Genomic DNA, 21,127 nt, shown 5'->3' on the forward strand with positions numbered 1-21,127 from the left:
ATTCTCTTGTTACACTCTATATCGTACCGCTCACCTGCGTTAATTTGACGCATCGATGAGCGCGGCGGCAAAGGCAGCTACCCGTTTACCCGAATTTCCCTCGACTTATTTCCAGGGCTCTACACTGGGAATCTGTCTTAAAGCCGCTGATATCAGCGGCTTTTTTTTGCCGTAAAAAAGGCCAGGCACACCCCCACGACATTGGCCGTTTTCGATAGACCAAAGGAGCCTTACCGGTGAAGAACTCGCTGACGTTCACCCCGTTATTCCTCGCGATTGCAGCAACGATCGTCCCCCTTGCCCACGCGGCAGACACTACCCCTACTGAAGGTTTCATCGAGGGCTCGCACCTCAACATCAACACCCGCAACTACTACATGAACCGCGACCGTCGTGACATTCATACCGATGACAGCAAGGAGTGGGGCCAAGGCTTTCTCGGCACTTTCGAATCCGGCTACACCCAAGGCACCGTCGGCTTCGGCCTGGATGCCCACGCCATGCTCGGCCTCAAACTCGACGGCGGTGGCGGCACTGACGGCTCCAGCATTCTTCCCTACGGCAGTACTGACGGCAGCGGCAAAGCCCCCGGATCGTTCTCCACCGCTGGCGCTACTTTGAAGATGCGTGCCTTTGATACCGAGTTGAAGGCCGGTGATCTGTTCCTCAACAACCCGGTCATCGCGGGCGGCCAGACGCGCATGCTGCCGCAGACTTTCCGCGGCGTGAGCCTAAGCAATCACAGCTTCGACGGTTGGATGTTCGAAGGCGGCCAGGCCAGCTTCACCAAGCTCTACAACCAGAGCGGCCACCGTCGCATTGGCACCAGCTACGGCGCCCTGCCGACTAACACCGACAGCCAGCACATGAACTGGGCCGGCGTTTCGTTCAGCGGCATTCCCGGCCTGACCAGCAACCTGTACGCCTCCGAACTCAAGGACGTGTGGCACCAGTACTACTACGACCTGGACTACACCTACGCACTCAATGACCTGGTCAGCCTCAACCCGGGTCTGCACTACTACCACACCCAAGACACCGGCCAGTCGTTGCTCGGCGGCATCGACAACAACACCTACAGCCTGCATTTCACCGTGGGCGTGGGTAATCACAGCGTCACCGCCGCTTACCAGCGGGTCAACGGAAACACGCCGTTCGACTACATCGCTCAGGGCGACAGCGTGTACCTGGATAACTCCCAACAATACTCGGACTTCAACGGCCCCAACGAGCGCTCGTGGAAGCTCAAGTACGCCTATGACTTCGCCGGCCTCGGCATGCCCGGGCTGACCTCGGCGGTGTCCTACATCAGTGGCAAGACCGACCTGACCAAGGTCGACCCGCAAAGCCGAGGCTACAGCGCCTGGTACAGCGCCGATGGCAAAGACGCCAAGCACTGGGAACGGGATATCGACGTGAAATACGTGGTGCAAGGCGGCAAGGCCAAGGATTTGGCCATGCGTTTTCAATGGGCAACCAACCGCGGCAGCAATGGTTATTCGGCGGTTGACCGGGACGTGGATGAATATCGGGTGATTATCGACTACCCGATCAACGTGTTCTGACCCCTGGAATCTTTCTTTTTAGCCAATGATTTAATTTTCATCGGGTAGAACTAAACTGCCAGCATTCATACCGCTGAAGTCTGCCCGATGAGTCAACGCCCTGTTCGTACCTCGCCTGCACATCCTGAGCTTTTTCTGATTCTGGGCAGCGGCCTCACGGTCGCCCTGATTGTGATTATCGTTGCGGCGTTGTTGGTCCGCGAACACGCCAGCACCCTTCAGGAAGCCAAACGTTCAACCACCAACATTGCCCAACTGATCAATGCCGACGTGCTGCGCAACGTTGAATTGTATGACCTGGCACTCAAAGGGCTGATTGCGGCCAAACAACGTGAAGACCTGTCCCAGGTGGCCGCGAGTATCCAGCATCTGGTGCAGTTCGACCTCGCCACCGCAGCGCCTTTCAAGGGCGAAGTGCTGTTATTGGACCCCACCGGCGCCGTTATCGCAGACTCATCAACGCTGCAGCCGACGCCGCGTAATTTTTCTAACCGCGATTATTTCCAGGTGCACGTAAAGGACAGCCAGGCCGGTTTGTTCATCAGCCGACCGTTCAAAATCCATTGCGACTGTGACCAGGTCTGGCGCATGGCATTCAGCCGGCGAGTATCAGGACCCAACGGTGAGTTTGCCGGCGTTGCGGTCGCGACCATGCGTCTGGCGTATTTCGACCAACTGTTCAACACCCTGACCATCGGCAACGGCAGCAGCGTCAACCTGCTCAACAACAAAGGCATTTTGTTGGCCCAACAGCCGCTGCTCGAACGCGACATGATCGATAAGGACTTGAGCGAGCGACCGAACTTCAAGCGCATGCTGAGTGAAGGCAGTGGCAGCTTCCAAGCCATCTCGGCTCTCAGCGGCAAGGAGCGCCTGTACACGTTCACCAACGTCGGGGAATTACCGCTGATCGTGGTAGTGGCACTGTCCAGTGAAGATGTATTCGCCCCTTGGAAACGCGCCGCGCTGCTGACCAGTGGCGCCACCGGCATCCTGTGTATAGGTCTGTTGTGGCTGACCTGGATGCTGCGTCGTGAACTGCGACGACGCTACCGCGCAGAACGGGTGCTGTCAGAACTGGCAGCCACCGACGCCCTCACCGGCCTGCCCAACCGCCGCATTCTGGATGAACGCCTGCGCCTGGAATGGGACCGCGCCCAACGCTCAACGGAGCCGATGACGCTTCTGATGATTGACGTGGACCACTTCAAGGCATTTAACGATCGCCATGGCCATAAGGGGGGCGATGAAGCCTTGCGCTCCGTGGCCCAAGTGATCGGCGGCAACATTCGTCGCCCTGCTGATCTGGCGGCGCGCTATGGCGGTGAGGAATTTGCAGTGGTGCTTCCGATTACCGATGCCAAGGGCGCACAGGTAATCGCCGAGCACATCCGCAGCAGCGTCGAACACTTACCGCGGATAGCCGGGGATGAGCGGCCGATTACTGTGAGTATTGGTATGAGCACCTGGGATAAGCACAGTCGTATGTCGTTGGAAGCATTGCTGCTGAGTGCGGACCAGGCGTTGTATGAGGCCAAGCATACGGGGCGTAATCGGATCGTGGATGCAGCGACGCTGTCATGAGGCATCAGACTAATGTCCACAGAAGACTTGCTGTCACAGCCTAACTCACCACAACAGGCCCGCTTGCCACAGCAAGTCTGTTCACCAGAAAAACAGCCATAAAAAAAGGCCACCCGAAGGCAGCCTTTAAAAACTAAAGAAAGAGAGTTGTTACTTACACCGCCGCAACGGGACGCATGTAAGAGATCGGTGCGGTGCTGGCATCTTCGAAGGTCACGACTTCCCAAGCGTCTGTCTGCTCAATCAACTTGCGCAGCAGCTGGTTGTTAAGGGCGTGGCCCGACTTGAAGCCTTTGAACTCGCCTATCAGGCTATTGCCCAGCAGGTAGAGGTCACCGATTGCATCGAGGATCTTGTGCTTCACGAATTCGTCTTCGTAGCGAAGGCCATCTTCGTTCAGTACACCATCCGCGTCGACCACAATGGCGTTTTCAACGCTGCCGCCGAGTGCGAGGTTGTGCTTGCGCAGGTACTCGATGTCACTCATGAAACCAAAGGTACGGGCGCGGCTGACTTCTTTTACGAACGAAGTGCTGGAAAAATCCACGCTTGCACTTTGGGTGCGGTCACGGAATACCGGGTGATCGAAATCGATCTCAAAGCTCACTTTAAAGCCTTCGAACGGGACGAAGGTGGCGCGCTTGTCGCCGTCTTCTACTGTCACTTCCCGCAGAATGCGTATGAACTTCTTGGCTGCGTCCTGTTCTTCCAGGCCGGCAGATTGAATCAAGAATACGAAGGGTCCAGCGCTGCCATCCATGATAGGGACTTCGGACGCGGAGAGCTCGACGTAGGCGTTATCGATGCCCAGGCCAGCCATGGCCGAGAGCAAGTGCTCCACCGTGTCCACTTTGACGTCACCGTTGACCAATGTGGTCGACATAGTGGTTTCGCCAACGTTTTCCGCGCGAGCAGGAATCTGCACCACAGGGTCCAGGTCGGCACGAACAAACACGATGCCGGTGTCGACAGGTGCAGGTTTGAGGGTCAGGTATACCTTCTCCCCGGAGTGCAGACCTACACCTGTGGCACGGATAATATTCTTCAGGGTGCGTTGTTTAATCATGGCTTGGACCGCTTGAGCGCAAATTGCGAACTGGTATCAACAAAGGCTGGCGATAATAGCAGACCAGACCTTTGCTGAACACCAATCACCTTCATAGCCCTGATACATTCCATCAATCGGCCTGACGACGCAGGAATGCCGGGATGTCCAGGTAGTCCAGGTCATCTTGCGGATTCGGGCTACGGGACGCCGCAGCACCGGCCTGAGCCTGGTTGCGCATCACGGTCGGACGATCCAGGTCACGGTAGTTCACCGACGGCATTTCCGGGCGCACAGGCGCTGGAGCTGCAGCCGATTGGCTGGCGTGGCTGGCATGGTTTGTATGAACGGTGTTGTCGATAACCTTTACAGGCTTCTCGATTTTCGCGCCCAGGCCGGTAGCAACCACAGTCACGTGCAGTTCGTCGCGCATGTCTGGATCGATAACGGTACCGACTTTGACCATCGCGTGCTCGGAAGCAAAGGCTTCGATGATGCTACCCACGTCGGAGTACTCACCCAGGGACAGGTCAGGACCGGCAGTGATGTTCACCAGGATGCCGCGTGCGCCTTGCAGGTTCACGTCTTCCAGCAGCGGGTTGCGGATGGCCGCTTCGGTGGCTTCACGTGCACGGTTAGGACCGCTGGCGCAGCCAGTGCCCATCATCGCCATGCCCATTTCGCTCATGACAGTACGTACGTCGGCAAAGTCGACGTTGATCATGCCTGGGCGTTTGATGATGTCGGAAATACCGCGAACGGCACCGGCCAGTACATCGTCAGCCTTGGCGAACGCAGACAGCAGGCTTGCGTCCTTGCCCAGGATGGTCAGCAATTTCTCGTTAGGAATGGTGATCAACGAGTCGACGCTTTCAGACAGCAGACGGATACCTTCGTCGGCGATCTGCATGCGCTTGCGACCTTCGAACGGGAACGGACGGGTCACGACTGCAACCGTCAGAATGCCCATTTCCTTGGCCACTTCGGCAATGATCGGGGCCGCACCGGTACCGGTACCGCCGCCCATGCCAGTGGTGATGAACACCATGTTGGTGCCTTGCAGCACTTCGGCAATACGCTCACGGTCTTCCAAAGCGGCTTGACGGCCAACTTCCGGATTGGCGCCAGCGCCGAGGCCCTTGGTCACAGCAGTGCCCAATTGCAGGATGGTCCGCGCGCCGATGCTTTTCAGCGCCTGGGCATCAGTGTTGGCGCAGATGAATTCAACGCCTTCAATGTTGCTCTTGACCATATGGTTGACAGCGTTGCCGCCGCCACCGCCGACACCGATCACTTTGATGACCGGGCTGGCGGGGATGTTGTCTACGAGTTCGAACATGTTCCCTCTCCTTTCGTTATCTCTAGTTTTTTCGCCTACTGCTTACATCGGTGTTGCGGTAAAGCTTTAGAAATTGCCTTTTACCCAAGCCTGCAACCGTTCGAACAACGGCGCTTTGGCCTCGTCGTCGCTGCGGTAGCTGTCACGGATGCTCGGGCCCGACAGGGAAATGCCGTCGGTCTGCTTTTGCAGTCCGTACAACAGCAAGCCCACACCGGTGGAATAAATTGGGTTGCGCACCACGTCTCCCAGGCCTTTGACGCCATGGGGCACGCCCAGGCGGACCGGCATGTGGAAGATTTCCTCGGCCAGTTCGACCGCGCCTTCCATCTTCGAGGTTCCACCCGTCAGCACGATGCCGGCCGGGATCAAATCTTCGTAGCCACTGCGACGCAGTTCAGCCTGGATCAGGGTGAACAGCTCGTCGTAACGCGGCTCGACCACTTCGGCCAAAGCCTGGCGCGACAGTTCGCGCGGTGGACGGTCGCCCACGCTCGGAACCTTGATGGTTTCGCCGGCACCGGCCAGCTTGGCCAGGGCGCAGGCGTAGCGGATCTTGATTTCTTCGGCGTACTGGGTCGGTGTACGCAACGCCATGGCGATGTCGTTGGTAACCTGGTCGCCTGCAATCGGGATTACGGCGGTGTGACGGATCGCACCCTCGGTGAAGATCGCGATGTCAGTGGTGCCGCCGCCGATGTCCACCAGGCACACGCCCAGCTCTTTCTCGTCGTCGGTCAGTACCGAGTACGCAGACGCCAGTTGCTCAAGAATGATGTCGTCGATTTCCAGGCCGCAGCGGCGCACGCATTTTTCAATGTTCTGTGCAGCGTTGACAGCGCAGGTCACCACGTGGACCTTGGCTTCCAGACGTACGCCCGACATGCCCAGAGGCTCGCGAACGCCTTCCTGGTTATCGATCACGTAATCCTGCGGCAGGGTGTGCAGCACGCGCTGATCGGCCGGGATCGCCACGGCCTGGGCGGCGTCGAGGACGCGCTCAAGGTCAGCGGCGCTGACTTCACGGTCACGGATCGCCACAATACCGTGGGAGTTCAGGCTACGGATATGGTTGCCCGCGACGCCGACAAACGCCGAGTGAATCCGGCAACCGGCCATCAGCTGCGCTTCTTCGATAGCGCGCTGGATCGATTGCACAGTGGACTCGATGTTCACCACCACGCCCTTCTTCAGGCCCCGGGACGGATGCGTGCCAATACCGACGATTTCGATCGCGCCGTCTTCCCCGACCTCGCCCACCAGCGCCACCACTTTGGAGGTGCCGATATCGAGACCGACGATCATTTTGCCGCTTTGCACGTTTGCCATGGGTCCTGCCTCTTCTTAATTCTTCGCGACAGCGGGTTGCGCTGCCGTGGGCGCAGCCGGTTCACGCCAGCCGACGGCAAGGCCGTTGGCGTAACGCAGGTCGACGCTCGCAATGTTCGTAATCTGTTCTTTCAAGGTCTTGTCGTAGATGGCAATGAAACGGCGCATCTTTTCCACCAAGCGGTCGCGTCCCAGCAACAACTGGATGCCCGGGCCGGAACTGCCTGCCCCGGTCGTCAAAAACCAGCTACCCCGTTCACGCAGTTCCAGGCGTGCAATGGAGAAGCCCATTGGCCGCAGCATCTGGCTCAAGGCCTGGTACTGCTGCATTACTTGCTGCTGCGCCCGCTGCGGCCCGAACAGCTGCGGCAGGTGCTCATAGTTGGCCAGCTCACGCGGGGTGAACGCCTGGCCCTGGTTGTTCAACAGCGCTTCATCACCCCAACGGGCCACGGGCAGTTGTTCCTCCAGGCGGATCGTCACCTGGTCCGGCCACACACGTCGGACTTCGGCGTGGGCGATCCACGGCATCTGTTCCAGCTCACCGCGCATACCGGCCAGGTCGATGGTGAAGAAGCTCGCGGCCAGGTACGGGCCAATGCGCTGCTGCACCGCTTGCTGGCTGATGTAGCTCAAGTCACCCTGCACGCTAATCTTGGTGATCGGACGGTCGGCGTACGGCAATAGACGCTGCGCACCTTCGTAAGTGCCGAAACCCAATGCCACCAGAAGCACCGGCCAGAACAGCGCCTTGAGGAAACCAAAGTTGGCTTTCGGCAGGCGCGCCGACATCGGCTCTTTAGCCACCATTCGGCTGGCACCCCGTGGCACCGGCTTGCGGCTCGGTGCTTGTGGGGGCTGATGACGAAGCGATGCGCCTTTCATGTCCTTAGCCTCTTGGCTCAATGCTGGCGGCAAGAATTGCCAGCACCAACTGCTGGAAATCCAAGCCGGCTGCGCGAGCGGCCATAGGTACCAGGCTGTGGTCGGTCATGCCCGGCGCAGTGTTGACTTCGAGGAACCAGAACTCCCCTTGGTCATCCTGCATCACGTCTGCCCGCGCCCAGCCGGCGATACCCAGCGCCTCACAGGCCTTCGCCGTGAGGTCCATCAATTCCTGTTCCTTGGCTGCGTCAAGGCCGCACGGGACCCGATACTGGGTATCGGATGCCAGGTACTTGGCGTCGTAGTCGTAAAAGGTGTGGGGCGTGCCCAATGCGATAGGCGGCAATACTTGGCCACGCAGGGTGGCGATGGTGTACTCGGGACCCTGGATCCACTGTTCCACCAACACTTGCGAATCGTAGGTACTTGCCGCTTTCCATGCGTCGATCAATTCGGCGGCCGAGTTCACTTTGGCCATGCCGATACTGGAGCCTTCATGGGCTGGTTTGACGATCAAAGGCAGGCCCAGTTCCTTGGCTGCAGAAATACAATCGTCTTCGCTGCACAGAACAGCGTGACGCGGGGTTGGAATACCCAGGCTGTGCCACACCTGTTTGGTGCGCAGCTTGTCCATGGCCAGTGCCGAGGCGAGGATGCCACTGCCAGTGTAAGGAATACCGGCGCATTCCAGCAGGCCCTGCATGCTGCCGTCTTCACCGCCACGGCCGTGAAGAATAATGAAGGCGCGGTCGATCTTTTCGGCCTGCAGGCGGGCGAGGAAGTCATCGCCCACGTCGATACCAAACGCATTCACGCCGGCGCTTTGCAGGGCTTCGAGCACGGCGTTGCCGGACTTGAGCGACACTTCGCGCTCGGCGCTCTTGCCGCCGAACAGCACCGCCACACGGCCGAAGTCGGCTGGCGCGATTGTCGAAAATAGGGAGCCGTAGTCAGTGGTCATTTCGACTTCCCCTTCTCGGCGGCAAACAGCGGGCTCGCCAATAGTTTAGGGGCAAGGCCACCGATATCACCTGCGCCTTGGCACAGCAGAATGTCACCAGCGCGCAGCAGCGGTTTGACGATCGGTGCCAGGTCCACACCGCGCTCGATGTAGATCGGGTCAAGCTGTCCACGCTGACGAATGCTGTTGCACAGCTTGCGGCTATCGGCGCCCGGGATCGGTTCTTCACCGGCCGGGTAAACCTCCATCAACAGCAGCACGTTGGCATCGGCCAATACATTGACGAAGTCGTCATACAGATCGCGGGTCCGGCTGTAGCGGTGCGGTTGGTAGACCATCACCAGGCGGCGCTCCGGCCAACCACCGCGCACGGCCTTGATCACTGCGGCAACTTCAGTCGGGTGGTGACCGTAGTCGTCCACCAGCATCACGTCGCCACCCTCTACCGGCAGTTGGCCGTAGACTTGGAAACGACGGCCGACACCCGCAAAACGCGACAGGCCTTCCACGATGGCTTCATCGCTGACGCCTTCATCGGAAGCGATGCAGATGGTCGCCAGGGAATTCAATACGTTGTGGTTGCCCGGCATGTTCACCGACACATCCAGCGGCTCACGGTCAGGACGCAGTACGGTGAAGAAGGTTTGCATGCCTTCCTGGCGCACATTGATCGCACGCACGTCGGCGTCTTCGCTGAAGCCGTAGGTCACGGTCGGACGCTTGACCAGCGGCAGGATTTCACGCACTACCGGATCGTCCAGGCATACCACGGCCAAACCGTAGAACGGCAGGTTATGCAGGAACTCAACGAAGGTTTTCTTCAACTTGTTGAAGTCACCGTCGTAGGTCGCCATGTGGTCTTCGTCAATGTTGGTCACGACGGCCACAAGCGGTTGCAGGTGCAGGAAGCTCGCGTCGCTTTCATCGGCTTCGGCGATCAGGTAGCGGCTGGTGCCGAGCTGGGCATTGGTGCCGGCTGCATTCAGGCGACCACCGATAACGAAGGTCGGGTCCAGGCCACCAGCGGCGAACACCGAAGCGATCAGGCTGGTCGTGGTGGTCTTGCCGTGGGTACCGGCGACGGCGATGCCGTGGCGATAACGCATCAACTCGGCCAGCATCTCGGCACGTGGCACCACGGGAATGCGGCGCTCAAGGGCGGTGGCCACTTCCGGGTTGGAAGTGTTCACGGCGCTGGACACCACCAGCACGTCGGCCTCAGCGGCGTTCTCAGCGCGGTGGCCGATGAAAATCTGTGCACCAAACGACTTCAGGCGCTCGGTGACCGGCGACTCTTTCAAGTCCGAGCCGGACACTTGGTAGCCCAAGTTCAGTAACACTTCGGCAATGCCGCACATGCCCACGCCGCCGATACCGACGAAGTGGATGCGACGGATGCGGCGCATCTCGGGTTGTGGCATGGCTTTCTGATTCTCAACCATGGGCCACCTCCAGGCAGATATCCACCACGGTGCGGGTTGCGTCAGGTTTGGCCAGGCGGCTTGCGGTGCTCGCCATATTGTTGAGTCGTTCCGGTTGCATCAAAACCTCGGTCAGGCGTGCGGCCAAATCGGCGGCGCCAGTCGTTCTTTGCGGCAGCAGGAAGGCAGCGCCCTCCCCGGCCAAATATTCGGCGTTGCGGGTCTGGTGATCGTCGATGGCGTGGGGCAAAGGCACCAGCAAGGACGGCAGACCGGCGGCGGCCAGTTCACTGACGGTCAGCGCACCAGCGCGACAGACCACCAGGTCGGCCCAGCCATAGGCATGGGCCATGTCTTTAATGAAAGGCTGTACGTTCGCCTCGACACCGGCTTCGCGATAACGCGTGGCGGTGATTTCATCATGGTTCTTGCCGGCCTGATGGAAGATCTCCGGGCGCAATTCCACAGGGAGTTGCGCCACCGCTTCCGGTAGCAATTTGTTCAATGGCTCAGCGCCCAGGCTTCCGCCCAGGATCAGCAGGTGCGCCTTGCGACCCGCCAGTGCTTCGCGGGCGATGTCCATAAACAGCTCGGTGCGCACCGGGTTGCCGGTGGTACGGCGCTTATCCGACACACTGAAAGTGTTGGGAAACGCTTCACACACCCGCGCAGCCAACGGCACCAGCAAGCGGTTGGCGGTGCCGGCCACAGCGTTCTGCTCGTGCACGATCACCGGCACACCGGCGAGCTTGGCCGCGACGCCGCCAGGGCCGGTTACATAACCGCCAAAACCGAGCACACACACTGGCTGCAATTCACGGATGACCTTGCGCGCCTGCCACACCGCCTTGAGCAAGACGAAAGGTGCCTTGAGCAAGGACAACTTGCCTTTGCCGCGCAGGCCAGTGACGTTGATCAGATGCAACGGCAAACCGGCACTCGGTACCAATTCGTTTTCGATACCGCGCGGCGTGCCCAACCAGTGCACGGTGTAGCCACGGTTCTGGAACTCGCGCGCACACGCCAGGGCTGGGAATACGTGGCCCCCAGTGCCGCCAGCCATGATCAGCACATTAGCGCCCATGGGTCGGCTCCTCGGCGAAGTCGCTTTCGCTGAACTCCATCTCTTCGCTGCCCAAGTGGGTTCGACTCTCCCACTCGATGCGCAGCAACAAGCCCAGACAGGCGCAGCAAATCACCAGCGAACTGCCGCCGTAACTGAGGAACGGCAAGGTCAGCCCCTTGGTCGGCAGCAGGCCGACGTTCACACCGATATTGATCAAGAACTGGCCGATCCACAGGAACGACAAGCCGTACGCCACATAGGCGGCGAAATACTGTTTGGCCTTCTCGGCCCACAAGCCGATGTACATGCCGCGTACGCACACGAACACAAACAGCGCGACGGTGCACAGCGAACCAACCACGCCCAACTCTTCGGCGAGTACCGAGAACACGAAGTCGGTGTGGGCTTCCGGAAGGTAGAACTGCTTCTGCACGCTATTGCCCAGGCCAACGCCCAGCCACTCACCACGACCAAAGGCGATCAACGCCTGGGTCAATTGATAGCCGGAGCCAAACTGGTCGGACCACGGGTCGGTAAAGGTAATCAGACGCGCCATCCGGTAGGGTTGCGCCTGCACCAGGATGGTCACGGCCGCCACTGCCAGCACCACCATCAAACTGAAGCGGAACAGGCCCACGCCGCCGAGGAACAGCATCGCCGCTGCCGCCCCCATCATCACGACGGTGGCGCCGAAGTCGGGCTCCATCAGCAACAGGCCGGCCATTGGCAAAAGCACGATGAATGGCTTGAAGAAGCCCATCCAGCTTTCGCGCACTTCCTTCTGACGACGCACCAGGTAACCGGCGAGATAGATCACCACGAACACCTTGGCGATTTCAGACGGTTGCACGTTGAACGCGCCGAAACCAATCCAGCGCATCGAGCCGTTCACCTCGCGGCCGATACCCGGCACGATCACCATGACCAGCAAGCCAAACGCGCCGATCAGCATCAGCCAACCGAGACGCTGCCAGGTGGCGATGGGGATCATCATGGTGACGATGCACGCACCCAGACCGATGATCAGGTACACCAGGTGACGGATCATCATGTACAGGGTGTTGCCCGACTGCACGGCAGCCACTTCGGAAGAGGCCGAGGTGATCATCACCAGGCCCAGGCCCAGCAGCGCGAGGCAACCGGCGAGCATTGGGAAATCGAGGTCAATGCCGCGCCCGGTAATGATCGGCGACGGGTACGGCTTAATGATGTTTCTGAAATCAATGCTCATGCCAAGCCCTCCACGACGCGGGCGAACAACTGGCCGCGCTCTTCGTAGTTCTTGAACATGTCGAAACTGGCGCACGCCGGCGACAGCAGTACCGCATCGCCTGGTTGGGCCAAGGCTTTGCATTGGGCAATGGCGTCATCAAGGGAGGAGGCACGCACCTGTGGCACGGCATCACCAAGCGCGGCGGCGATCAAGTCGGAGTCGCGGCCCATCAAGACCACGGCGCGGCAATGCGCAGCCACCGGTGCCTTGAGATCTTTGAAATCGGCGCCCTTGCCATCGCCACCGGCGATCAGCACCAGCTTGCCGTCGATATCGGCGCCAAGCCCTTCGATCGCAGCCAGTGCGGCGCCGACGTTGGTGGCTTTGGAGTCGTTGTAATAGCTGACGCCATCGAGATCACGCACCCACTGGCAGCGGTGTTCAAGACCGGCGAAGGTGCGCAGGCTGGAGAGCATCGCGTCGAATGGCAGACCGACGGCATGGCCAAGCGCCAATGCCGCCAGTGCGTTGGACTGATTATGGGCACCACGAATTTTCAGCTCGCGCACTGGCATCAGGTTCTGAAATTCGAAGGCCAGGTATTTCTCGCCGTTCTCTTCGCGGATACCGAAGGCCTTGAAGTCGGGCTTGCCCAAACCGAAGGTCCAGCAGGGCATGCCCTCGCCCATCAGCGGACGGCTCAGGGCATCCTGGCGGTTGACCACAAATTGCTTGGCGCCGCGGAAGATCCGGTGCTTGGCCAGATGATATGCCGGCAGGCCGCTGTAGCGGTCCATGTGGTCTTCGCTGACGTTCAGAACAGTGGCGACTTCGGCGCCGAGGTCATGGGTGGTTTCCAGCTGGAAACTAGACAGTTCCATCACGTACAGCTCGATGTCGTCGCTGAGCAGGTCCAGCGCCGGGGTGCCGAGGTTACCGCCCACGGCCACGCGCTTGCCGGCCGCCATCGCCATCTCACCGACCAGTGTGGTCACGGTGCTTTTCGCGTTGGAACCGCTGATGGCTACTATCGGCGCCTTCGCGTTACGCGCGAACAGGTCGATATCGCCGGACAGCTTCACGCCACGGGCCGCTGCGGCTTGCAGGGCCGGTGTCGCCAGGGCTAGGCCGGGGCTCACGTAGAGCTCATCGGCGCGGCACAGAAACTCGACATCCAACTCGCCACAACGCACTTCCACGTGCGGGTAGTCACGGCGCAGCGTGACCAGCTCCGGTGGATTTTCCCGCGTATCGGCAACGGCAAACGACGTGCCCCGGTTCGCCAGGAAGCGAACCAGGGACATGCCGCTCTTGCCGAGGCCGACAACGATGCGGAAGTGGTCTGAAGCGATCAGGGACACTCGTTTCTACCTCAGTTTCAGGGTGGCAAGGCCAACCAGTACGAGAATCACAGTGATGATCCAAAAACGGACGATCACGCGTGGCTCGGGCCAGCCCTTGAGTTCAAAGTGGTGGTGAATCGGCGCCATGCGGAACACGCGGCGCCCGGTCAACTTGAAGGACGCCACCTGGATGACCACCGACAGGGTTTCCATCACGAACACACCGCCCATGATGAACAGCACGATTTCCTGGCGAACAATCACCGCGATGGTGCCCAGGGCTGCGCCCAGCGCCAGTGCGCCGACGTCGCCCATGAAGACTTGTGCCGGGTAGGTGTTGAACCACAAGAAGCCCAGACCGGCACCGATCAAGGCGCCGCAGAACACAATCAGTTCACCCGCGCCCGGTACATAAGGGATCAGCAGGTACTCAGCGAACTTCACGTTACCTGACAGGTAGCAGAAGATGCCAAGCGCGCCGCCCACCATCACCGTCGGCATGATCGCCAGACCGTCGAGGCCGTCGGTCAGGTTCACCGCGTTGCTGGAGCCGACGATCACGAAGTAGGTCAGCACCACGAAGCCGATACCCAATGGAATGCTGGCGTCCTTGAGCATCGGGATGATCAGGGTGGTTTCCACTGCGCTTGGCGCCGTGGTGTACAAGAAGATCGCTGCGCCCAGGCCGAACACCGACTGCCAGAAATACTTCCAGCGGCTTGGCAGCCCCTTGGAGTTTTTCTCGATCACTTTGCGGTAGTCATCGACCCAGCCGATGGCGCCGAACAGCAGGGTCACCAGCAGCACCACCCAGACGTAGCGGTTGTGCAGGTCGGCCCACAGCAAGGTGCTGATGCCGATGGACGACAGGATCAACGCGCCGCCCATTGTCGGGGTGCCGGACTTGGACAGGTGCGACTGCGGGCCGTCATTACGAACCGATTGACCAATTTGCAGGTTCTGCAGGGTGCGGATCATCCACGGCCCCAAAAACAGCGACAAAGACAGCGCGGTCAGCACACCCAGGATCCCGCGCAGGGTCAGGTACTGAAAGACCGCGAAGCCTTTGTGGAACTGTTGCAGATACTCAGCCAGCAGCAGCAGCATTAATGTTTCTCCGTACTTGAGCCACACAAGGCCGCGACGACGTTTTCCATCACCGCGCTGCGCGATCCCTTGATCAAAATGGTTGTGTGTTTGTCTTGTTCTGCTGTGCCCAGCGCCTGAATCAACTCGGCCTGGGTTGCGAAATGTCGCGCACCTTGGCCGAAGGCAGCCACGGCATGGGCCATGTTCGTACCAACGGCGTAGAGGGCGTCGACTTTGCCTGCGGCATACGCGCCGACTTCGCGGTGGCCTTGTTCAGCCCAGTCGCCCAATTCGCCGATGTCACCCAGTACCAGCACCTTGCGACCGTCAAAACCGTTTAGCAGGTCTACAGCGGCATTAATGGACGATGGGTTGGCGTTGTAGGTGTCATCAATCACACGCATGCCGTTGGTTGCCAACTGCGCCACGGTACGACCCTTGACCGGTTGCACCGCGCCCAGGCCCGTGGCAATACCGAACAGCGAAACGCCCAAGGCATGGGCCGCAGCGGCGGCGGCCAGGGCATTGGCGACGTTATGGTTGCCCAACAAATTCAGTTGCACGTGTTCGTCACCTTGCGGGGTGTGCAAGGTGAAGGACGGACAGCCGCGGGCATCGACGGTGATGTTGGATGCATGGAAATCAGCCGCTGCGTTAAGCACGGCAAACGTCAGGACCTTGCGACCGGCGGCGCGTACACGCCAGGTCTCGAAGGCCTTGTCGTCCAGATTCAAAACCGCGGTGCCCGATGCATCCAGGCCCTCAAGAATCTCGCCCTTGGCTTCGACGATTTTTTCCGGGCCACCGAACTCGCCAACGTGGGCAGTACCGGCGTTGTTGATAATTGCTACGTGGGGCTTGGTCAGCGCCACGGTGTAGGCGATTTCGCCGATACGCGAAGCCCCCAGTTCGATCACTGCCGCCGTGTGTTCCGGGGCGAGTTCAAGCAGGGTCAGCGGAGCGCCAAAGTCATTATTAAGGTTGCCACGGGTCGCAAGCACCGGGCCGCGCGTACGCAGTACACCAGCAAGCAGTTCCTTGATCGTTGTCTTGCCGCTGGAGCCGGTAACGGCTGCGACAGGCTTATCAAAAGCGGCACGGTTCAGCGCACCCAATTGACCGAGAGCCAAGCGGGAATCCGCGACCAGCAGTTGCGGCAAGGTGGAGTCGGCGACTTCGCGCTGAACCAAGGCACCCACGGCACCTTTTGCGGCAACTTCGTTCAGGTAATCGTGGCCGTCAAAACGCGGGCCGGCCAAGGCGACAAACAGTTGCCCTGGCTTGATCGCGCGACTGTCGATACTCACGCCATCGAAGCAGCAATCGCTCGACAGCATACGAGCGGACAGAGCCTGGGTCAGTTCGCTGAATTTCATCGCTTTAAGCATGGGCAACCTCCCAGGCGGTCAAGGCGTGATCGGCCTCGACCAGATCGGAGAAGGCATGACGCTCGCCATTGATTTCCTGGTAGTCCTCGTGTCCCTTACCGGCCAGTACTATCACGTCATCAGCGCTGGCACTGGCGATCAACTGGGCGATGGCGGCACCACGACCGGCAACGAAAGTAGCCTTGGACGCGTCTTTAAAGCCTGCGCGGATATCGTCGAAGATCTGGCTCGGGTTTTCGCTGCGCGGGTTGTCATCGGTGACGAGTACGCCGTCGGCCAGTCGCTCGACAATCTCGGCCATCAGCGGACGCTTGCCGCGATCGCGATCACCGCCGCAACCGAACAGGCACAGCAACTTCCCTTTGGCGTGAGGACGCAAGGCTTCGAGGACTTTTTCAAGGGCATCCGGGGTGTGGGCGTAATCAACCACCACCAGCGGCTGGGTGCCGCCACCCAGGCGTTGCATGCGACCAGCCGGACCTTCCAGCTTCGGCAGCACTTTGAGGATTTCGTCCAGGGCGTAATCCAGGCCAAGCAGCGCGCCGATAGCGGCGAGAACGTTGCTGAGGTTGAACCGCCCGAGCAAGGTGCTGCGCAGGTGATGTTCGCCTTGGGGCGTTACCAACGTGGCGCGAACGCCTTCGTCATTAAATTGGGCTTCGCGGCAATACAGGTACGCGCTGGAGTCCAGCAGGCTGTAGCTGATCAAACGCGATTCGCTGTCCTGCGCAGCCAACTGGCGACCGAACTCGTCGTCCAGGTTCACAACCCGGCACTTCAGGTCATTCCAGGCGAACAGCTTGGCCTTGGCGGACGCATACGCCTCCATCGTCCCGTGGTAGTCCAGGTGGTCGCGGGACAGGTTGGTCATCACCGCCACATCAAAGGCCAGGGCGGTTACGCGGCCCTGGTCCAGACCGTGGGACGAGACTTCCATGGCAACCGCCTTGGCACCGGCCTTTTTCAGGTCGGCCAGGGTCGCTTGCACAGCAATAGGATTGGGCGTGGTGTGCAGGCCGCTTTGAAGCGCGCCATAAAAACCGGTGCCAAGGGTGCCAACGATGCCGCAGTGCTGGCCCAGCAGGTCAAGCGCCTGGGCAACCAGTTGGGTCACACTGGTCTTGCCGTTGGTACCGGTCACACCCACCAGATTGAGATAGCGGCTCGGGTCGCCATAGAAGCGCCCGGCGATGTCCGACAATTGCTTGGCCAAGCCTTTGACAGGGATCAGCGGCACGTCGGTGATCGGCAGCACGGTGGCGCCTTCCACTTCATAAGCCACGGCTGCGGCGCCGCGCTGCAAGGCGTCGGCGATATGCGCACGACCATCGACCTTGCCGCCTGGCACCGCCAGGAACAGGTCACCGGCGCGCACGTTACGGCTGTCGAGGGTCAACTCGCGAATCAGCAGATCGCGACCAGCGTGGGCAAAAATCTTATTCAGGCTAAGAGACATCAGCCGCGCCCTCCATTGGCTTTGACTGCAGCAACCGGTGGTCCGGCATTCGCTTGTTGAGTCGGCGGCAAGTTGTCCGGCGTGATGTTCATCAAGCGCAGGGTGCCGGACATCACTTTGCTGAACACTGGCGCCGAGACCAGACCACCGAAGTAACCGGCTTTGCTCGGCTCGTCGATCACTACAACAATGGCGTAACGTGGATCGCTCATCGGGCCAAAGCCGGCGAACAGCGAACGGTAGGAGTTTTCGGCATAGCCCTTGGTACCCACCGACGTTTTACGCGCGGTACCGGACTTGCCTGCCACGTGATACGCCGGCACCTGGGCACGGAATACACCGCGCGGCGCTTCGATCACTTGTTGCAGCATGCCTTGCATAGTCTTGGCGACGTTTTCCGGGATCACCTGGGTGGCTTTCGGCGCTTCGTCGACGTGAATCAGGCTCAGCGGCACCATGCGACCGTTGTTGGCCAGCACGGAGAACGCGTGCGCCAGTTGGATTGCGGTTACCGACAGGCCGTAACCATAGGAAAGCGTGGCGGTCTCGGCCTTTTTCCAGTCGCGGTAGTTCGGCAGGTTGCCGACACGCTCACCGGGAAAATCCAGACCGGTGGGTTGGCCCAAGCCGATTTTCTGCGCCAGGTGGTAGATGGTTTCACCGCCGATATCGAAGGCGACCTTACTCATGCCCACGTTACTGGAGTTGATCAGGATGCCTGTCAAATCCAACACCGGACCTTCGGTGCGCGATACGTCACGAATAGTGTATTTGCCAAGCTGCAAAGTACCTGGGTACACCTCGACCTTGTCGCTGGGTTTCCAGCGCCCGGTTTCCAGGGCGGCACTCATGGAGATGGCTTTCATGGTCGAACCCGGCTCGAACACGTCGATCATGGCGCGGTTGCGCATCATCGCCGGCTGCAGGTTGCGACGGTTATTCGGGTTGTAGGTCGGCTGGTTGACCATAGCCAGGATCTCGCCGGTCTTCACGTCCATGATCACGAGGCTGCCGGCCTTGGCGCCGTTCTCGATGATCGCGTTACGCAGCTCGCGGTTGGCCAGGTATTGCAGACGCAGGTCAATCGACAACGCCAAGGGCTTACCGGCCTTGGCGTTTTTGGTGACTTGGACATCCTTGATCAGTCTGCCGCGCCGATCCTTGATGACTTGTCGTTTACCAGGAACACCAGCCAGCCATTCGTCGTAGGCCAACTCCACGCCTTCGCGGCCGTGGTCATCGATGTCGGTAAAGCCGACCATGTGGGCGGTGGTTTCACCGGCCGGATAGAAACGACGGAATTCCTCGATGCCGTAGACACCGGGGACTTTAAGGTCGAGCACTTGCTGGCCCTGCTCGGGGGTGAGGCCACGAACAAGGTAGATGAATTCTTTATTGGCTTGAGCCTCAAGGCGCTCGGCCAAGGCTTTTGGATCCTGGCCCAGTGCGGCAGCCAGCTGTGGCCACCTGTCCTTGGCAACCTGCAACTCCTTGGCGTTGGCCCACAGGGTAGTTACCGGCGTACTGACGGCCAGAGGCTCGCCGTTACGGTCGGTAATCAGGCCGCGGTGCGCAGGAATCGGGATATGACGAAGGCTACGGGCGTCGCCCTGGCCGATCAGGAAGTCACGATCGACGACCTGCAAGTCAATGATCCGCCAGGCAATCGCCCCCACCATCAATGCCAGCAACCCGAGCATCAGTCGGAAGCGCCATGGATAAAGTGCGCCCTCGAGCTTCATCATGGCGCCACCATGCGGACTTCGGCCGCGCCCGGAATGTGCATTTTCAGTTGTTCGGTGGCCAGAACTTCGATACGGCTATGGGCCGTCCAGGTGCTTTGCTCCAGGATCAACCGACCCCATTCCGCCTGCGCTTTGTCGCGCACACTCAATTCCCCGTACAGGGTGTTAAGCAGTTGACGGTTGTAGTGGGCGCTGTAGGACACCGCAATCGCGGACACCAGCACGCCGACAAACAACAGCAACATAAAGAAGCTGCCGCCCGGCAGGGGCTTGGCGAAAAGCTTGCTCACCGCAGCTTCTCCGCGACGCGCATGACGGCGCTACGGGAGCGTGGGTTGGCCTTGAGTTCGGCTTCGGAAGCAAACTGCGCTTTGCCATGGATTTTGATTTTCGGCACAAAGGCTTCGAAACGCACCGGCAGGTTGCGCGGCAGGTTGTCGGACTCACCCTTGACCAACCGACGCATGAACAATTTGACGATGCGGTCTTCAAGGGAGTGGAAACTGATCACCACTAGACGACCGCCCACTTCCAAAGCGTCCAGCGCGGCTTCAAGACCAGCTTCCAGATCGCCCAGTTCGTTGTTGACGTGAATGCGCAGGCCTTGGAACGCACGGGTCGCAGGATTCTTGCCCTTTTCCCATGCAGGGTTGGCGACTTTGAGTACTTCGGCCAGGTCGGCGGTGCGTTCGAACGGCTGAATTTCACGGCGCTCCACCACGGCACGTGCCATGCGACCAGCGAAACGCTCTTCACCGTATTCCTTGAATACGCGGGTAATTTCTTCATGGGGAGCGGTGGCGATGAACTGTGCCGCACTGATGCCACGGGTAGGATCCATGCGCATATCGAGAGGGCCATCGTTCATGAAGCTGAAGCCGCGCTCCGGATCATCGAGCTGCGGCGAAGACACGCCTAAGTCGAGCAAAACCCCGGCCACCTTGCCCGCCATACCACGCTCGGCGACTTCAGCACCCAGCTCGGCAAAGCTGCGCTGCACAACGACAAAGCGGCCGTCTTCGGCCGCTAGCGCTTGCCCGGTGGCAATCGCTTGGGGGTCTTTGTCGAACCCGAGGAGCTTGCCGTCGGGACCGAGCTGGCTGAGTATCAACCGGCTGTGCCCGCCCCTGCCAAAGGTGCCATCCAAATAGCAGCCATCCGCGCGTACGGCGAGAGCCTCAACGGCTTCGTCAAGCAGTACGGTGATGTGGTTAAAGCCGCTATCAATAGTCACAGGATCAAATCACGCAGTTCATCAGGCATAGCGCCCGGTTGTTGAATAGCAGCCAGGTCAGCTGCAGAAACAGCATCCCAGGCATCTTCGTCCCACAATTGGAACTTGTTCAGTTGGCCAACCAGCATTGCGCGCTTGTCCAGCTTGGCGTACTCGCGAAGACGCGGGGGCACCAGGAAACGACCACTGCCATCGAGCTCAAGGTCGACGGCATTACCGATCAGCAAACGCTGCAGGCGGCGGTTTTCTTCACGCAATGAAGGCAGGGCGCGCAATTTGGTTTCAATCAACTCCCACTCATCGAGCGGGTAAACACATAAACAAGGATCAACAGCATCGATAGTGATGATTAATTGCCCGGAACTTCGCGAAATCAGCTCGTCACGATACCGGCTCGGCATGGCGAGACGGCCTTTTGCATCGAGACTGATAGCGTTAGCTCCGCGAAACACAGATGCGTTTCT

At 59.9% G+C, this 21,127-nt stretch carries 18 protein-coding genes; 2 read left to right on the forward strand and 16 right to left on the reverse strand.

Annotated features, from left to right (window positions below; all coding sequences use genetic code 11):
• Positions 1-236 precede the first annotated feature (236 nt).
• Together AB4N82_RS05000 and AB4N82_RS05005 are read left to right on the forward strand one after the other, a co-directional pair.
• Positions 237-1,565: an OprD family porin gene (locus AB4N82_RS05000; protein ID WP_099601153.1), complete on the forward strand. Its 1,329-nt coding sequence runs from the start codon at positions 237-239 to the stop codon at positions 1,563-1,565.
• 87 nt (positions 1,566-1,652) lie between these two features.
• Positions 1,653-3,149: a sensor domain-containing diguanylate cyclase gene (locus tag AB4N82_RS05005; RefSeq protein ID WP_099601152.1), complete on the forward strand. Its 1,497-nt coding sequence runs from the start codon at positions 1,653-1,655 to the stop codon at positions 3,147-3,149.
• A gap of 154 nt (positions 3,150-3,303) precedes the next feature.
• On the opposite strand, the gene lpxC is transcribed toward AB4N82_RS05005, so the two are convergent.
• The 16 genes from lpxC to mraZ all read right to left on the reverse strand — a co-directional run bounded on the left by lpxC (position 3,304) and on the right by mraZ (position 21,115).
• Complete coding sequence (gene lpxC / locus AB4N82_RS05010; RefSeq protein WP_003171886.1) at positions 3,304-4,215, reverse strand: UDP-3-O-acyl-N-acetylglucosamine deacetylase; 912 nt, start codon at positions 4,213-4,215, stop codon at positions 3,304-3,306.
• Positions 4,216-4,327: 112 nt separating this feature from the next.
• The gene (gene ftsZ / locus AB4N82_RS05015) at positions 4,328-5,533 is read right to left on the reverse strand and encodes a cell division protein FtsZ (RefSeq protein WP_095183868.1); all 1,206 of its coding nucleotides are present in this window, start codon (positions 5,531-5,533) and stop codon (positions 4,328-4,330) included.
• Between the two features lie 66 nt (positions 5,534-5,599).
• The gene (ftsA, locus tag AB4N82_RS05020; protein WP_032886326.1) at positions 5,600-6,862 is read right to left on the reverse strand and encodes a cell division protein FtsA; all 1,263 of its coding nucleotides are present in this window, start codon (positions 6,860-6,862) and stop codon (positions 5,600-5,602) included.
• A gap of 15 nt (positions 6,863-6,877) precedes the next feature.
• Positions 6,878-7,747, reverse strand: coding sequence for a cell division protein FtsQ/DivIB (locus AB4N82_RS05025; protein WP_032886325.1), 870 nt, complete (start codon positions 7,745-7,747; stop codon positions 6,878-6,880).
• A 4-nt stretch (positions 7,748-7,751) separates the two neighbouring features.
• Positions 7,752-8,708 (reverse strand): D-alanine--D-alanine ligase, encoded by a 957-nt coding sequence (locus AB4N82_RS05030; protein WP_099601151.1) that lies wholly within the window; start codon positions 8,706-8,708, stop codon positions 7,752-7,754.
• Positions 8,705-10,150 carry a UDP-N-acetylmuramate--L-alanine ligase gene (gene murC, locus AB4N82_RS05035; RefSeq protein ID WP_032886323.1) on the reverse strand — a complete coding sequence of 482 codons (1,446 nt, stop codon included), beginning with the start codon at positions 10,148-10,150 and terminating at the stop codon, positions 8,705-8,707. Before murC ends, AB4N82_RS05030 begins: the two co-directional genes overlap by 4 nt.
• The gene (murG, locus tag AB4N82_RS05040; RefSeq protein ID WP_032886322.1) at positions 10,143-11,213 is read right to left on the reverse strand and encodes an undecaprenyldiphospho-muramoylpentapeptide beta-N-acetylglucosaminyltransferase; all 1,071 of its coding nucleotides are present in this window, start codon (positions 11,211-11,213) and stop codon (positions 10,143-10,145) included. Before murG ends, murC begins: the two co-directional genes overlap by 8 nt.
• Positions 11,203-12,426, reverse strand: a complete 1,224-nt coding sequence (gene ftsW, locus AB4N82_RS05045) for a putative lipid II flippase FtsW (protein ID WP_032886321.1) — start codon at positions 12,424-12,426, stop codon at positions 11,203-11,205. The genes murG and ftsW overlap by 11 nt, the downstream gene beginning before the upstream one ends.
• Positions 12,423-13,769 carry a UDP-N-acetylmuramoyl-L-alanine--D-glutamate ligase gene (gene murD / locus AB4N82_RS05050; protein WP_122764748.1) on the reverse strand — a complete coding sequence of 449 codons (1,347 nt, stop codon included), beginning with the start codon at positions 13,767-13,769 and terminating at the stop codon, positions 12,423-12,425. Before murD ends, ftsW begins: the two co-directional genes overlap by 4 nt.
• A 6-nt stretch (positions 13,770-13,775) precedes the next feature.
• Positions 13,776-14,858 (reverse strand): phospho-N-acetylmuramoyl-pentapeptide-transferase, encoded by a 1,083-nt coding sequence (mraY, locus tag AB4N82_RS05055; protein ID WP_032886319.1) that lies wholly within the window; start codon positions 14,856-14,858, stop codon positions 13,776-13,778.
• Complete coding sequence (locus tag AB4N82_RS05060; protein ID WP_122764747.1) at positions 14,858-16,228, reverse strand: UDP-N-acetylmuramoyl-tripeptide--D-alanyl-D-alanine ligase; 1,371 nt, start codon at positions 16,226-16,228, stop codon at positions 14,858-14,860. The genes mraY and AB4N82_RS05060 overlap by 1 nt, the downstream gene beginning before the upstream one ends.
• Positions 16,221-17,684: a UDP-N-acetylmuramoyl-L-alanyl-D-glutamate--2,6-diaminopimelate ligase gene (locus AB4N82_RS05065; protein ID WP_122764746.1), complete on the reverse strand. Its 1,464-nt coding sequence runs from the start codon at positions 17,682-17,684 to the stop codon at positions 16,221-16,223. The genes AB4N82_RS05060 and AB4N82_RS05065 overlap by 8 nt, the downstream gene beginning before the upstream one ends.
• The gene (locus AB4N82_RS05070) at positions 17,684-19,426 is read right to left on the reverse strand and encodes a peptidoglycan D,D-transpeptidase FtsI family protein (protein WP_163033163.1); all 1,743 of its coding nucleotides are present in this window, start codon (positions 19,424-19,426) and stop codon (positions 17,684-17,686) included. The genes AB4N82_RS05065 and AB4N82_RS05070 overlap by 1 nt, the downstream gene beginning before the upstream one ends.
• Positions 19,426-19,719, reverse strand: a complete 294-nt coding sequence (gene ftsL, locus AB4N82_RS05075; RefSeq protein ID WP_003216203.1) for a cell division protein FtsL — start codon at positions 19,717-19,719, stop codon at positions 19,426-19,428. The genes AB4N82_RS05070 and ftsL overlap by 1 nt, the downstream gene beginning before the upstream one ends.
• Complete coding sequence (gene rsmH / locus AB4N82_RS05080; protein ID WP_032886315.1) at positions 19,716-20,663, reverse strand: 16S rRNA (cytosine(1402)-N(4))-methyltransferase RsmH; 948 nt, start codon at positions 20,661-20,663, stop codon at positions 19,716-19,718. Before rsmH ends, ftsL begins: the two co-directional genes overlap by 4 nt.
• Complete coding sequence (gene mraZ, locus AB4N82_RS05085; protein ID WP_003171868.1) at positions 20,660-21,115, reverse strand: division/cell wall cluster transcriptional repressor MraZ; 456 nt, start codon at positions 21,113-21,115, stop codon at positions 20,660-20,662. Before mraZ ends, rsmH begins: the two co-directional genes overlap by 4 nt.
• Positions 21,116-21,127: the final 12 nt, after the last annotated feature.

The sequence above is a fragment of the Pseudomonas sp. H1_D04 genome (assembly GCF_054683855.1).

Coding starts and splice junctions, on each gene's coding strand:
- AB4N82_RS05065 (WP_122764746.1), bottom strand. CDS start 17,684: ATGTCTCTTAGCCTGAATAAGATTTTTGCCCACGCTGGTCGCGATCTG.
- AB4N82_RS05005 (WP_099601152.1), top strand. CDS start 1,653: ATGAGTCAACGCCCTGTTCGTACCTCGCCTGCACATCCTGAGCTTTTT.
- lpxC (WP_003171886.1), bottom strand. CDS start 4,215: ATGATTAAACAACGCACCCTGAAGAATATTATCCGTGCCACAGGTGTA.
- ftsZ (WP_095183868.1), bottom strand. CDS start 5,533: ATGTTCGAACTCGTAGACAACATCCCCGCCAGCCCGGTCATCAAAGTG.
- mraY (WP_032886319.1), bottom strand. CDS start 14,858: ATGCTGCTGCTGCTGGCTGAGTATCTGCAACAGTTCCACAAAGGCTTC.
- murC (WP_032886323.1), bottom strand. CDS start 10,150: ATGGTTGAGAATCAGAAAGCCATGCCACAACCCGAGATGCGCCGCATC.
- ftsA (WP_032886326.1), bottom strand. CDS start 6,862: ATGGCAAACGTGCAAAGCGGCAAAATGATCGTCGGTCTCGATATCGGC.
- ftsW (WP_032886321.1), bottom strand. CDS start 12,426: ATGAGCATTGATTTCAGAAACATCATTAAGCCGTACCCGTCGCCGATC.
- AB4N82_RS05025 (WP_032886325.1), bottom strand. CDS start 7,747: ATGAAAGGCGCATCGCTTCGTCATCAGCCCCCACAAGCACCGAGCCGC.
- AB4N82_RS05030 (WP_099601151.1), bottom strand. CDS start 8,708: ATGACCACTGACTACGGCTCCCTATTTTCGACAATCGCGCCAGCCGAC.
- AB4N82_RS05060 (WP_122764747.1), bottom strand. CDS start 16,228: ATGCTTAAAGCGATGAAATTCAGCGAACTGACCCAGGCTCTGTCCGCT.
- AB4N82_RS05070 (WP_163033163.1), bottom strand. CDS start 19,426: ATGAAGCTCGAGGGCGCACTTTATCCATGGCGCTTCCGACTGATGCTC.
- murG (WP_032886322.1), bottom strand. CDS start 11,213: ATGGGCGCTAATGTGCTGATCATGGCTGGCGGCACTGGGGGCCACGTA.